We start from the raw sequence: 12,779 nt of genomic DNA, 5'->3' as shown, positions 1-12,779 counted from the left end.
TGGTCTGCCCACTCCTGGTGGGCAGACCACGACCGACGCGGACCCCCGGTCAGCCGGGAACGGCGGCCCGGGGGTCGCGGCGCCAGCGGCGCTCGGCCGCCTCGGCCAGCAGCAGGAACGCCTGCGCCTCGGGGGAGTGGCCGGGCCGGTCGAAGTGCGGGGCGGCGCTGGCCCCGGCCACCCGGCCCAGCGGGTCCAGCCGGGCCACCACGGCGGCCAGGAGCTCGCTGCCCGGACCGGCGCAGCCGGCCGGGAGCCAGCCCTCGGCCGCCCCGGTGAGCGCGGCCCAGGCGAACATCGCCGCCACGGTGGGGTCGGATCGGCTGGCCGGGTCGTCGAGCACGTCGCCGAGCAGGCCGTCGGGACGGCGCAGCGGCAGGACGGCGTCGAGCAGGGCGCGCACCTCCGCGGCCACCTCGGCCCCGCGCCGCCCGGGGAGCCAGCGCACCGCGCGGGCCAGGCCGGCCACGACCCAGCCGTTGCCGGTGCCCCAGGCCCGGGGGTCGGCGAGGGCCCCGGTGTCCTCGTCCCAGCGGGCGGACCAGAGCCCGGTGCCCGGGTCGCGCAGCCGGGACCGGTGACCGTCGAGCTGGTCCAGCGCCGCGACCGCGGCGCCGGTGGCGGCGAGGAAGGGCACCACCATGTAGACGGTGTCGGCCCACACCTGCCGGCCCTCGACCAGGTGGAACAGCGTGCCGTCGCCGGCCCGGGGTGCCCCGCTGAGCAGCCAGTCGCGCTGCCGGGCGGCAGCCGCGGCCAGGCCGTCGTCGCCCGTGCGGCCGGCGACGAGGTCGACGAACTCCGCCACCGCCCCGCTGTTCACCGAGCAGAGCGGGTCGAGCTCGGCCAGCCGCCCGTCGGGCCGCTGCCGGGCCACCGCGTCGTCGACGAGCACGCGGAGCGCGGCCGCCGTGCCCGACACGTCGAGCACGGCGGCCGTGAGCCCCTGGTCCCAGCTGTGCCGCTGGGTGACCAGCAGCGCGGACAGGACCTGCGCGTGGACCTCGTCGTCCAGCACGGATGCCTCCTCGATTCCTCGGTCCGCTCCTCGGTCGCTGGCGCTCCCTGCGATGCTCCCGGCGACAGCTGTCGACTCGCCGACCTCAGAACGAGATCTCGGTGCCGTCCTTGAAGATCCGGCCGGTCACCGTCGTCGGCTCGCGCAGCAGCGCCAGCGCACCCGCCGCGCTCTCCTCCGGGGTCCCGGGGGCCTCCTGGCCACCGAGGTCGGTGCGCACCCAGCCCGGGTCGAGCGCGTTGACCGCCACCTCGCCGGCCAGCTGGGCGGCCTGCATGAGCACCAGTCCGTTGAGCGCCCACTTGCTCACCCGGTAGCTGCCGATACCTGCGTCCCGGATGAGCTCGGTGGTGCCCGCGCCGGAGCTGACGTGCACCACCCGCGGCTCGCCGCCCTTGCGCAGCGCGGGCAGCAGCGCCAGCACCAGGCGGTGCGGGACGACGCAGTTGACCAGCAGGCTCTGCTCGAGCGTGCCGGCCGGCTCGTCCTCGAACCGGGGCTCGCGGGCGAGCATGACGCCGGCGTTGTTCAGCAGCACGTCCAGCGCACCCCACCGCTGCCCGACCGCCTCGGCCAGCCGGTGCGGCGTGGCCTCGTCGGTCAGCTCGGCGGCGAGGGCGGTGAACCGACCGGGGCCGCCGGCCAGTTCCCGGGTGAGCTCGTCGAGCCGCTGCTCGTCCCGGGCGGTGCCGATCACGTCGGCGCCGGCTGCGACCAGCTGCCGGGCGACGGCCGCGCCGACCCCGCGGGAGGCGCCGGTGAGCAGCACCCGGCGTCCCGCGAGGTCGGCGGTGGCGGCGTCGGCCGTCACGCGCCGTCCTTGGCGCTGCGGATGACGTCGGCGTAGACCCGGGCGCTCTGCTTGGGGGTGCGGACCTGGGTGTCGTAGTCGACGTGCACGATGCCGAACCGCTGCTCGTACCCGCGCGCCCACTCGTAGTTGTCCATCAGCGACCAGGCGAAGTAGCCGCGGACGTCGGCACCGCCGTCGATCGCCTCGGTCATCGCCGCCAGGTGCCGCAGCAGGTAGTCGACCCGCTCGGGGTCGTCGACCTGCCCGTCGGCGCCGACGGCGTCCGGCCAGGCAGAGCCGTTCTCGGTGATGAACATCGGCAGGCCCGGGGCGGTGTCGCGCAGCCACAGCAGCAGCTCGGTGAACGCCTCGGGGTTGATGCCCCAGCCCATCGTGGTGGTCGGGCCCTCGGGCTCCAGGTCCTCCACCAGCTCGGCGCCGATGAACGCCGACTGCTTGCCGGTGGGCTCGCTGACCGCCCGCACGGTCGACTGGAAGTAGTAGTTCACGCCCAGCCAGTCGACGGGGGTGGAGATGATCTCCAGGTCGCCGTCCTCCACGGGCAACGGGGCGCCGGCGGCGGCCAGATCCTCGGCGACGTCGGCCGGGTACTCCCCGGTGACGATCGGCACCACGAACATCCGGTTCTGCTGGCCGTCGAGCCGGCGGGCGGCGTCGAGGTCCGCAGCGGAGTCGGTGGCCGGCTTCATCGGGGTGAAGTTCAGCGTGATGCCCAGGTGGTCCGCGCCCTTGTCGCGCAGCGCCTGGGTCGCCAGGCCGTGGCCGAGCAGCAGGTGGTGCACGGCTCGGGAGGCCTCCACCGGGTTCGTGTGACCCGGTGCGTGCTGGCCGGCCATGTAGCCCAGCAGCGAGCTGCACATCGGCTCGTTGAGGGTCGACCAGTGCGGCACCCGGTCGCCGAGGGCGTCGTAGAGCACCCCGGCGTACTCGGCGAAGCGGTAGGCGGTGTCCCGGTCGGCCCAGCCGCCCTTGTCCTGCAGCGCCTGCGGCAGGTCCCAGTGGTACAGCGTCAGCCACGGGGCGATGCCCGCCTCGAGCAGCTCGTCGACCAGCCGGCGGTAGAAGTCCACCCCGCGCTGCTCGATGCGGCCGGTGCCCTCGGGGAGGATCCGCGGCCAGGAGACGGAGAAGCGGTAGGCGGCCAGCCCCAGCTCCTTCATCATCGCGACGTCCTGCGGGTAGCGGTGGTAGTGGTCGCAGGCGACGTCGCCGGTGTGGCCCCGGAAGGTCTTGCCCGGGGTGTGGCTGAAGGTGTCCCAGATCGACGGGCCGCGGCCGTCTTCGTCGACGGCGCCCTCGATCTGGTAGGCGGCGGTGGCGGCGCCGAAGGTGAACCCCGGGGGGAACACGAGTCCGGCGGTCCGGTCCTCGCGGACGTCGGTGGAGGTCATGACGGGGTGTGCTCCTTGCTGGGGACGGGGGTTGCCGGCGCGCCCCGCCGGTGGGGCGCGCTTGTCGGGAGAAGTGTGCGCGTCATTCGACGCGCAGGCCGCTCGTGGGGTCGAACACGTGCAGCTGCCCGGGCAGGACCGAGATGTGCACCTGGTCACCGGCGGTGATGGGAGTGCGCGGCTCGGTCCGGACGATCACCTCGGCGCCGTCGTCGGCGCCCCCGGTGAGCCGGGCGTAGAGGAAGGCGTCGCTGCCGAGGTGCTCGACGACGTCGACGCCGACCGGCACGCCGTCGCCTGCGGGGGCCAGGACGCTGGCCTCCGGGCGGAAGCCGACGGTGACCTGGCCGTTGCCGGCCGACGCCCGGGTCAGCTGGTCGCGGGGGACGGGCAGCACCGCGCCGCCGAGCAGCACGCCGCCGTCGACCGCCGGCCCGGTGGCGATGTTCATCGCCGGGGAGCCGATGAAGCCGGCGACGAAGACGTTGGCCGGCCGGTCGTAGAGGGACCCGGGGGTGTCGCACTGCTGCAGGACGCCGTCCTTGAGGACCGCGACCCGGTCGCCCATGGTCATCGCCTCGACCTGGTCGTGGGTGACGTAGACGGTGGTGGTGCCCAGCCGGCGCTGCAGGGCGGCGATCTGGGTGCGGGTCTGCACGCGCAGCTTGGCGTCGAGGTTGGACAGCGGCTCGTCCATCAGGAACACCTGCGGGTTGCGCACGATCGCCCGGCCCATCGCCACCCGCTGCCGCTGGCCACCGGACAGCGCCTTCGGCCGGCGGGTCAGGTAGGGCTCGAGGTCGAGGATCTTCGCCGCCTCCCGGACCCGGGTGGCGCGTTCGTCCTTGCCGATGCCGGCGAGCTTGAGCGCGAAGCCCATGTTCTCCTCCACCGTCATGTGCGGGTAGAGGGCGTAGCTCTGGAACACCATCGCGATGTCCCGCTCCTTGGGCGGGGAGTCGGTGACGTCCCGCTGCCCGATGACGATCGACCCGGAGTCGACCTCCTCCAGGCCGGCGAGCATCCGCAGCGACGTGGACTTGCCGCAGCCCGAGGGGCCGACCAGGACGAGGAACTCGCCGTCGGCGATCTCCAGGTCCAGCGCGTCGACGGCGGGCCGCTCGGCCTTCGGGTAGATCCGGGTGGCGTGGTCGAAGGTGACGGTGGCCATGTCAGGCGCCTTTCCGGCTGGGGGAGGAGGTCGGGAGGTGGGCGCCGGTCATCCCTTCACCGCGCCCTGCATGATCCCGCCGACGATCTGCTTGCCGAGGATCGCGAAGACGATGAGCACCGGCAGCGTGCCCAGCAGCGTGCCGGCCATGATCACCGCACGCTGCGGGACGTAGCCGGAGCCCAGCCCGGCCAGCGCGACCTGGACGGTCGGGTTGGCGGTGGTCAGCGCGATGATCGGCCAGAAGAACTCGTTCCAGGCGGTGAGGAACGTGAGCATCGCCAGCACCGCCATCGCCGGGCGGGCCACCGGCAGCACGATGGACCGGAAGATGCGGAAGGTCGACGCGCCGTCGACCCGGCCGGCCTCCAGCAGCTCGTTGGGCAGCGCGGAGATCAGGAACTGGCGCATGAAGAAGACGCCGAAGGCGCTGACCAGCGTGGGCAGGATGACCGCCTGCAGCTGGTTCACCCACTGCAGCTCGGCGATCATCATGAACAGCGGGATCACCGCCAGCTGGGTGGGCACCATCATCGTGCCGATCACCAGCGCGAGCAGCACCCCGCGGCCGCGGAACTGGAGCTTGGCGAAGGCGAACCCGGCGAGCGTGCAGAACAGCACGGTGCCGATCGTGATGGCGCTGGAGACGATCACCGAGTTCACGATGGCCAGCCCGATCGGGGCCTGGTCCAGCGCCAGCCGCATGTTGTCGAAGAAGCTGGCGTTGGGCAGGAACGGCGGCGGGGTCGCCGCGATCTCCGCGTTGGTGTGCGAGCCGGCCACCACGGTCCAGTACAGCGGGAAGATCGACACCAGCGACACCAGGGTCAGCAGGGTGTAGGCGACCGGCCCGGCCTTGGTGTTCTTGCCGCCGGCGCCCTTGCCTCGCCGCGCCGGCTCCGCAGCGGGGGTCGAGGGTCTCTGGGTGTTCTCCGTGCCCGGGAGGGCGATCGTCGCCATGCCGGCCTCCTACCGCTCGGCCCGGGCGCGGAGGCGGCCGATCACGGCGTTGACCCCCACGATCACCAGGATGATCAGGAACATCGCCCAGGCGGTGGTGGCCGCCTGCCCGATGTGGAAGTTGGTCCAGCCCTGCTGGTACATCAGCAGGCCCAGGGTCTGGTACTGACCCGCGGAGCCACCGCTGGTGGTGCCGTTGCCGGCGAACAGCAGCGGCTCGCCGAACAGCTGCACGGCGCCGATGGTCGAGATGACGACGGTGAACAGGATCGTCGGGCGCAGCGACGGGATCGTGACGTGCAGGAACTGCTTCCACTTGCTCGCGCCGTCGATCTCCGCGGCCTCGTACAGCTCGCCGGGGATCGACTGCATCGCGGCCAGGTAGATCAGTGCGTTGTAGCCGGTCCAGCGCCAGGTCACGATCACGGCGATGGCGATCTGGCTGGTCCAGGTGCCGGCCTCCCAGTCGATCCGGGACAGGCCGACGGCCTCCAGCGCGGTGTTGATCAGGCCGTAGTCCCGGCCGAAGAGCTGGGCGAAGACCAGGGTCGCGGCGGCGATGCTGGTCGCGTAGGGCATCAGCATCACGGTGCGGAAGAAGGTCCGGCCGCGGAGCTTGTAGTTGAGCAGGTGCGCCAGGCCCAGGGCCATGCACAGCTGGGGGACCGTGGAGAGGATCCCGATGGTGAGCGTGTTGCGGGCGGCGTTCCAGAAGAACTCGCTCTGCAGCAGGTTGCGGTAGTTCTCCAGGCCGATGAACTCACCGCCGTTGATGTCGGACAGGCTGGTCCGGTGCAGCGAGATCCAGGCGGTGTAGAGGAACGGGTAGAGGCTGAAGGCGCCGAAGACGAGGAAGAAGGGGGCCACGTAGGCGTAGCCCCAGCGGTTGCGGGTCAGCTGCCGCCGCTTGCGCGGGCGGCCGGGGGCGGCAGCTCGATCGGGTGGGGGTGCGGCGATCGCCGCCTCGCGGACGGTGCCACTCGCGATGGTCATCCAGGGGTCCTGACGGTCGGGTGCGCGGGTCGGGCGATGGGTCCGGTCGAGGACCGGACCGGCCGGTGCATCCGGTCCGACGGCCGACGGGGCCGGGGGCCGGAGCAGGTGCCCGGGAGCGGGAGACGCTCCCGGGCACCGCGTCCGGTGGGCGGGCCGAGTCGGCTCAGCCGCCGATCGCCTGCTGGGCCGCCTGCAGCGCGTCCTGGAACGCGTCGTCCGGGCTGGTCCCGCGGGTGGCGATGTCCGTCAGGCCGGTGGTGAAGGCCTCCTGGATCTGGGTGTCGTACGGGCCGATCGGCGTCCGGCGGATGTTGGCCGCCGACTCACCGAAGATCGCGCCGGTCGGTGCACCGCTGAAGTACTCGTTCACCGCGTCCTGGACGCCGGGGTCCTCCGCAGCCTGCGGGCTGGAGGGGAAGTGCGCCGCCTCGGTGAACATCTTCACCTGCTGCTCCGGGGCGGTCAGCCACTCGACCAGGTCCTTGGCGGCCTCGACGTTCGGGCCGTCGGCCGGGACGCCGAGGAAGGAGCCGCCCCAGTTGCTGGCGCTCTCGCTGGCACCCGGCAGCGGGGCGATGTCCCACAGACCGGCGCCGGCGTCACCCATCTGGGAGTTGATGTAGCCGAGCATCCACGCCGGGCAGGCGATGGTGGCGAACGCGCCGTTGGCGAAGGCGGCGTTCCACTCGTCACCGAACTGGCTGAGGTTGGCGGTCAGGCCCTCTTCGGCGGCCTGGCTGGCGTAGTCCCACGCCCGCTCGACACCCTCGCTCTCCTCGGGGATCGGGTTGCCGTCCTCGTCGTTGTAGGCGACGTCGCCCTGGTAGACCGAGGAGGAGAAGATGCTGGCCGGGCTGTCGACGAAGGCGCTGCCGGCGGGCTTGCCCGGCGCCGCCTGGTACTGCCGGGCGACGTCGAGGTAGTCGTCCCAGCTGGTCCACAGCGCGCCGACCTCCTCGCGCTCGCTGGGCAGCCCGGCCTGCTGGAACAGGTCCTTGCGGTAGCACATGGCCTGCGGGCCGGTGTCGGTGCCGAGGGCGATCGTGGCGCCGTCGGAGGTGGAGGCCTGGCCCCACTTCCAGTCGTAGAAGTTGCCCTCCAGCTCGTCGGCGTTCTCCTCCTGGCTCCAGTCGACGAACGCGTCGGAGTGGTTGCGCACGACGTCGGCGATGAAGCCGATCTCCAGGGCCTGGATGTCGTCGAGGCCGGAGTTGGCGGCCAGCCGGGTCTGCAGCGACTTGTAGTAGGCCGCGGACTGAGCGACGTTGTTCTGCTTGATCGTGACGTTCGGGTGCAGCGCCATGTACTCCTCGTAGAGACCGGCGTTGTCGAAGTCCATCGTGCCGAACGTGCCGACCGTCAGGGTGACGGGAGCGTCGGGGTCGTAGGGCTCGTCGCTCGCGCCGGCCTCCGAGCCGCCGCAACCGGCGGTCAGCAGGGCCACGGCCAGCGCCGCCCCGAACACCGCCTTGCCTCTCGTGGAACGGGACATGTGACCTCCTGGGGAGACCCCGGGGCAGGTGCTCCGATGCACCGCCGCTGCAGGGTGTGAGAACGCTCTCACGGCCGTGCCGCACAGAGTGGTGTGGGTCACTAAGAAGTGTCAAGTAACGGTTGGGACACGAGTTCGGGGTGTTGGAGAGCGCTCTCACCGGGCACGATGGGTTCACCACCCGAGCACTGGAGCCCGATGACCGACACGAGCGCGCGCCCGGCGTCCCCGACGCTGGACGAGGTCGCGGTGCTCGCCGGGGTCTCCCGCGCCACGGTGTCCCGGGTCATCAACGACTCGCCGCGGGTGAGCCCGGAGGCCCGCGAGGCGGTCAGGTCGGCCGTCGCCCAGCTGCGCTACGTGCCCAACCGGATGGCCCGCAGCCTGGTCACCCGGCGCACCGACACCATCGCGCTGGTGCTCAACGAGCCCAACACCCAGGTCTTCAGCGACCCGTTCTTCGCCAGCATCGTGCGCGGGGTGTCGGCGACGCTGGCCGACACCGACCTCAACCTGGTGCTCCTCACCGCCCGCGACGAGCGTGAGCAGCAGAAGATCGGCCGCTACGCCCGCCAGGGCCACGTCGACGGCGTGATCCTGATGTCGGTGCACAGCGACGACCCGCTGCCGGGCATCCTCGAGGAGGCCGGCATCCCGCTGGTGCTCTGCGGCCGGCCCTTCGACGGCCGGGAGCTGGCCTATGTCGACGCCGACAACCAGGGCGGCGCCGAGCTGGCCACCCGGCACCTGATCGGCGCCGGCCGGCGGCGCATCGGCACGGTCACCGGCCCGCTGGACATGATCGCCGGCGTCGACCGGCTGCACGGGTGGCGGTCGGCGCTGCAGGCCGCCGGCGTGGAGGCCGCGCCCCGGCTGGTGGCGGAGGGCGACTTCACCGAGGGCGGGGGCGCCCGGGCGATGGCCGAGCTGCTCGAGGACGCACCCGACCTCGACGCGGTCTTCGTCGCCTCCGACCCGATGGCCGTCGGCGCGCTGCGGGTCCTGCGCGCGGCGGGCCGCCGGGTGCCCGACGACGTCGCCGTCGTCGGCTTCGACGACGCCGCGGTCGCCGCGACCTGCGATCCGCCGCTGACCACGGTCGCCCAGCCGCTGGGCGACATGACCCCGCTGCTCACCGAGCTGCTGCTGCGCCAGATCGACGGCGGGGGCGAACCGGTGGAGTCCCGGGTCCTGCCGACCCAGCTGGTCCGCCGGGCATCCGCCTGAAGCAGGGCCTCCTTCCTCCGCGCGCTCCGCGGGTCAGGCTGGGTCTCTGGGAGGGGCCGCTCCGGTCACCGGCCGCCGGGCAGGGGTGCATCCGGCGGAGCTCGTGCTCTGCTCACCCGGGGTGAGCGGAGCGCAAGCTCGCGCAGGTCGACCCGAGGTCGTCCGAAACGCGCGGGACACACGTCGTGTCTAGGTTCGTCGCATGGCGGACCTCTTCGACGGCTACCCCCTCGGGCAGCAGTGGGACGAGATGTTCGCGGCGCCGTCCCAACCCCGGCCGCCGTACGCCGGGCTGTTCACCTCGCTGCAGCCGATGTCCGGCGAGGAGCTCGCCGCGCGGGCCGACGTCCTCTCCCAGACCTACCGCGACGCCGGGGTGACCTTCGCGCACGCCGGGGAGGAGCAGCCGTTCCCGCTGGACATCGTGCCTCGGGTGATCGGTGCGGGTGAGTGGTCGCTCATCGAGCGCGGGGTGGCCCAGCGGGTGCACGCGCTCGAGGCGTTCCTGGCCGACGTCTACGGCGCCGGCCAGGTCTTCGCCGACGGCGTCGTGCCGCGCAGCGTCGTCACCACCAGCGCCCACTTCCACCGCGCCGCGCACGGGCTGGTGCCGCCCAACGGCGTCCGGGTGCACGTCAGCGGCATCGACCTGGTGCGCGACGAGGCGGGCGACTTCCGGGTGCTGGAGGACAACCTCCGGTCCCCGTCGGGGGTCAGCTACGTGATCACCAACCGGGCGGCGATGAGCCAGGTGCTGCCCGAGCTGTTCGCCGACCACCGGATCCTGCCGGTCTCGGACTACCCCGGCCGGCTGCTGGCCGCGCTGAAGGCCGCCGCCCCGCCGTCGGTCGCCGACCCGACGGTCGTGCTGCTCACCCCCGGGGTCTACAACTCCGCCTACTTCGAGCACGCCCTGCTCGCCCGCCAGATGGGCGTGGAGCTGGTCGAGGGTCGCGACCTGGTCTGCTCCGGCGGCCAGGTGAGCATGCGGACGACGGACGGGCAGCAGCGCGTCGACGTCATCTACCGCAGGATCGACGACGAGTTCCTCGACCCGGTGCACTTCCGGTCGGACTCGGTGATCGGGTGCGCCGGGGTGCTCAACGCCGCCCGGGCCGGGCGGGTCACCATCGCCAACGCGGTGGGCAACGGCGTCGCCGACGACAAGCTGCTCTACACCTGGGTGCCCGACCTGATCCGGTACTACCTGGCCGAGGAGCCGGTGCTGGCCAACGCCGAGACGCACCGGCTCGACGAGCCCGACGTCGTCGAGTGGGTGCTGGCCAACCTCGATCAGCTGGTGCTCAAGCCGGTCGACGGGTCCGGCGGCAAGGGCATCGTCATCGGGCCCCGGGCCGACGAGCGGACCCTGACCGAGCTGGCCACGAAGGTCCGCGCCGCGCCGCGGGACTGGATCGCGCAGAAGCCGATCGGGCTGTCGACCTCGCCCACCCTGATCAACGGCCGGATCGCCCCGCGCCACGTCGACCTGCGGCCCTTCGCGGTCAACGACGGCTCCGACGTCTGGGTGCTGCCCGGCGGGCTGACCCGGGTGGCGCTGCCGGAGGGCGAGCTCGTGGTCAACTCGAGCCAGGGCGGCGGTTCCAAGGACACCTGGGTGATCACCCCGCCCCGGCGCGCCGCCGAGCCGGTGCCCGGGCACGACGTCACCCGGGTCGAGTTCACCCCCGCCGACCTGCCGGCCGACCCACCCGCGCAGGACCCCGGCCCGCGCAACGACAACGCCCTGGCCCAGTCCCAGCAGCAGCAGCAAGGGGCAGAGATGGCCATCTCTGCCCGGGGGAGCGCGCCGTGCTGAGCCGGATCGCGGAGTCGCTGTTCTGGATCGGCCGGTACGTGGAGCGCGCCGACGACACCGCGCGCATCCTCGACGTGCACACCCAGCGGCTGGTCGAGGACCCGTGGATCGACGAGCGCCGGGCCTGCGCGAACCTGCTCGCGCTGATGGGCGCGCCGTGTGCGGAGTCCGAGGCCGACACCGAGCGGGTGCTGGCCACCCTCGCCTTCGACCGGGCCAGCCCCAGCTCGATCGTCGGAGCGCTGTCGGCTGCCCGGGAGAACGCCCGCGGCGCCCGCGAGGTGCTGTCGGCGGAGATCTGGGAGTCGCTCAACGTCACCCACAACGCGCTGCCCCAGCAGCGCACCATGGCCCGCCGCTACGGGCCGCACTCGCTGTTCCGGTTCGTCCGCGAGCGCTCGGCCATGGTGTTCGGGCTGGCCGACGCCACGATGAGCCGCGACGAGAGCTGGCTGTTCCTGATCCTCGGCCGGTCGCTGGAGCGGGTCGACATGACCGCCCGGATGCTCTCCACCCGCGTGCTGGCCGGCGACTCGGCGCCGTCCTGGACCCTCGTGCTGCGCTCCACCGGCGCCTACGAGCCCTACCTGCGCACCTACCGCGGCGCGGTGAACTCCAGCCGGGCCGCGGAGTTCCTGCTGCTGGACCGGTTGTTCCCCCGCTCGGTGTTCGCCGCGCTCGAGCAGGCCGAGGGGTGCCTGGCCGAGCTGGAGCGGGCCAACGTGCGGGAGGGCCACCGGATCGGCGTCGCCGGCGAGGCGCACCGGATCGTGGGCCGGGCGCGGACGATGCTGGAGTTCATGCAGACCGACGAGATCCTGGCGACCCTGCCGGCCCGCCTCGACGAGCTGCAGCGCATGAGCTCCACCGCCAGCGAGGCCGTCACCACCCGGTTCTTCACCGAGCAGGCCCCGCAGGTGTGGGTGCCGGAAGGGGCGGTCTGACCCCGTGACGCACGGACACGCCCAGTTCCAGATGCAGGCCGTGCCGGCCCGGGTCGGCGCCGACCGGTGGCGCCTGCAGATCGTGCACCGCAGCGCCTTCCGCTACGGCGGCCCGGTCCGCTCGTCGTACAACGAGGCGCGGATGACACCGGAGAACAGCACCCGGCAGGCGACGCTGCGCGCACGGGTGGAGATCGAGCCGGCGGCCACGGTGCTCGCCTACCGCGACTACTGGGGCTCGACCGTCACCGCCTTCGACCTGCACGGCCCGCACACCGAGCTGGTGGTCACCGCGACGTCGGTGGTCGAGGCCGGGCCGGAGCCGCACCTGCCCGACCCGGTCGGCTGGGCGGAGCTGGCGAGCCCGGACGTGCTCGACCGGTTCGGCGAGCTGCTCCGGCCGACGACGCTGACCGCGATGGACCCCCCGGTGGTCCGCGCGGTGCGCGCCGCCGTCGGTGACGCCGGACCGCGGGAGGCCGGGCACGTGGTCTGCCGGTTCGTCCGCGAGCACATCGACTACCTGTCCGGGGCGACCAGCGTGAAGACCAACGCGATGCAGGCGTGGACGCGCGGCTTGGGCGTCTGCCAGGACATCTCGCACGTGTCGGTCGGCCTGTTGCGGGCGCTGGGGCTGCCGGCCCGCTACGTCTCCGGGTACCTGCACCCGACGCGGGACGCCGGCATCGGTGAGGCGGTCACCGGCGAGAGCCACGCCTGGGTCGAGTGGTGGGACGGCGGGTGGTCCGGCTACGACCCGACCAACTCCGTCGAGATCGGGCCGCGGCACGTCACCCTCGGCCGGGGGCGCGACTACGCCGACGTGCCGCCGCTGAAGGGCATCTTCTCCGGCCCGGCCAGCGAGGGGCACACCGTCACCGTCGAGGTCACCCGGCTCGCCTGAAGGAGGACCCCGTCCTCATCCTCCCTCGCGAGCTCGGGACGAG

General features: G+C 72.9%; 11 protein-coding genes. 4 read left to right on the top strand and 7 right to left on the bottom strand.

The window, feature by feature from the left end; all coding sequences use genetic code 11:
• Positions 1–49: 49 nt before the first annotated feature.
• From ACI79A_RS18775 to ACI79A_RS18745, 7 genes are all read right to left on the bottom strand, one after another.
• The gene (locus tag ACI79A_RS18775; protein WP_457085278.1) at positions 50–1,018 is read right to left on the bottom strand and encodes a glycoside hydrolase family 88 protein; all 969 of its coding nucleotides are present in this window, start codon (positions 1,016–1,018) and stop codon (positions 50–52) included.
• 85 nt (positions 1,019–1,103) lie between these two features.
• A complete protein-coding gene (locus ACI79A_RS18770; RefSeq protein WP_457085277.1) occupies positions 1,104–1,829 on the bottom strand; it encodes an SDR family NAD(P)-dependent oxidoreductase in 726 nt (241 codons plus the stop codon).
• Positions 1,826–3,223 (bottom strand): GH1 family beta-glucosidase, encoded by a 1,398-nt coding sequence (locus tag ACI79A_RS18765; RefSeq protein WP_457085276.1) that lies wholly within the window; start codon positions 3,221–3,223, stop codon positions 1,826–1,828. Before ACI79A_RS18765 ends, ACI79A_RS18770 begins: the two co-directional genes overlap by 4 nt.
• 82 nt (positions 3,224–3,305) lie before the next feature.
• Positions 3,306–4,394 (bottom strand): ABC transporter ATP-binding protein, encoded by a 1,089-nt coding sequence (locus ACI79A_RS18760; protein WP_457085275.1) that lies wholly within the window; start codon positions 4,392–4,394, stop codon positions 3,306–3,308.
• 48 nt (positions 4,395–4,442) lie between these two features.
• Entirely contained in the window at positions 4,443–5,354 is a 912-nt protein-coding gene (locus ACI79A_RS18755; protein WP_457085274.1) for a carbohydrate ABC transporter permease, read from the bottom strand.
• 9 nt (positions 5,355–5,363) lie between these two features.
• Positions 5,364–6,347: a carbohydrate ABC transporter permease gene (locus ACI79A_RS18750; protein ID WP_457085273.1), complete on the bottom strand. Its 984-nt coding sequence runs from the start codon at positions 6,345–6,347 to the stop codon at positions 5,364–5,366.
• A gap of 166 nt (positions 6,348–6,513) precedes the next feature.
• Positions 6,514–7,842 (bottom strand): ABC transporter substrate-binding protein, encoded by a 1,329-nt coding sequence (locus tag ACI79A_RS18745; RefSeq protein ID WP_457085272.1) that lies wholly within the window; start codon positions 7,840–7,842, stop codon positions 6,514–6,516.
• Positions 7,843–8,040: 198 nt separating this feature from the next.
• Between ACI79A_RS18745 and ACI79A_RS18740 the strand changes: the two genes are divergently transcribed.
• The 4 genes from ACI79A_RS18740 (at position 8,041) to ACI79A_RS18725 (ending at position 12,736) form a co-directional block, all read left to right on the top strand.
• On the top strand, positions 8,041–9,069 hold the full coding sequence (locus tag ACI79A_RS18740) for a LacI family DNA-binding transcriptional regulator (protein ID WP_457085271.1): 1,029 nt from the start codon (positions 8,041–8,043) through the stop codon (positions 9,067–9,069).
• A gap of 202 nt (positions 9,070–9,271) precedes the next feature.
• On the top strand, positions 9,272–10,888 hold the full coding sequence (locus tag ACI79A_RS18735; protein WP_457085270.1) for a circularly permuted type 2 ATP-grasp protein: 1,617 nt from the start codon (positions 9,272–9,274) through the stop codon (positions 10,886–10,888).
• Entirely contained in the window at positions 10,882–11,832 is a 951-nt protein-coding gene (locus ACI79A_RS18730; RefSeq protein ID WP_457068253.1) for an alpha-E domain-containing protein, read from the top strand. The genes ACI79A_RS18735 and ACI79A_RS18730 overlap by 7 nt, the downstream gene beginning before the upstream one ends.
• A gap of 4 nt (positions 11,833–11,836) precedes the next feature.
• Positions 11,837–12,736, top strand: coding sequence for a transglutaminase family protein (locus tag ACI79A_RS18725; RefSeq protein ID WP_457085269.1), 900 nt, complete (start codon positions 11,837–11,839; stop codon positions 12,734–12,736).
• Positions 12,737–12,779 lie beyond the last annotated feature (43 nt).

It is taken from the genome of Modestobacter sp. SYSU DS0657 (genome assembly GCF_054050925.1).
Note: the sequence above shows the minus strand (reverse complement) of the source record. Positions and strands in the feature narration are given on the sequence as shown.

Excerpts from the sequence above, each read along its gene's own strand:
- ACI79A_RS18765 (WP_457085276.1), bottom strand. The coding sequence starts at position 3,223 with ATGACCTCCACCGACGTCCGCGAGGACCGGACCGCCGGACTCGTGTTC.
- ACI79A_RS18760 (WP_457085275.1), bottom strand. The coding sequence starts at position 4,394 with ATGGCCACCGTCACCTTCGACCACGCCACCCGGATCTACCCGAAGGCC.
- ACI79A_RS18755 (WP_457085274.1), bottom strand. The coding sequence starts at position 5,354 with ATGGCGACGATCGCCCTCCCGGGCACGGAGAACACCCAGAGACCCTCG.
- ACI79A_RS18750 (WP_457085273.1), bottom strand. The coding sequence starts at position 6,347 with ATGACCATCGCGAGTGGCACCGTCCGCGAGGCGGCGATCGCCGCACCC.
- ACI79A_RS18745 (WP_457085272.1), bottom strand. The coding sequence starts at position 7,842 with ATGTCCCGTTCCACGAGAGGCAAGGCGGTGTTCGGGGCGGCGCTGGCC.
- ACI79A_RS18740 (WP_457085271.1), top strand. The coding sequence starts at position 8,041 with ATGACCGACACGAGCGCGCGCCCGGCGTCCCCGACGCTGGACGAGGTC.
- ACI79A_RS18735 (WP_457085270.1), top strand. The coding sequence starts at position 9,272 with ATGGCGGACCTCTTCGACGGCTACCCCCTCGGGCAGCAGTGGGACGAG.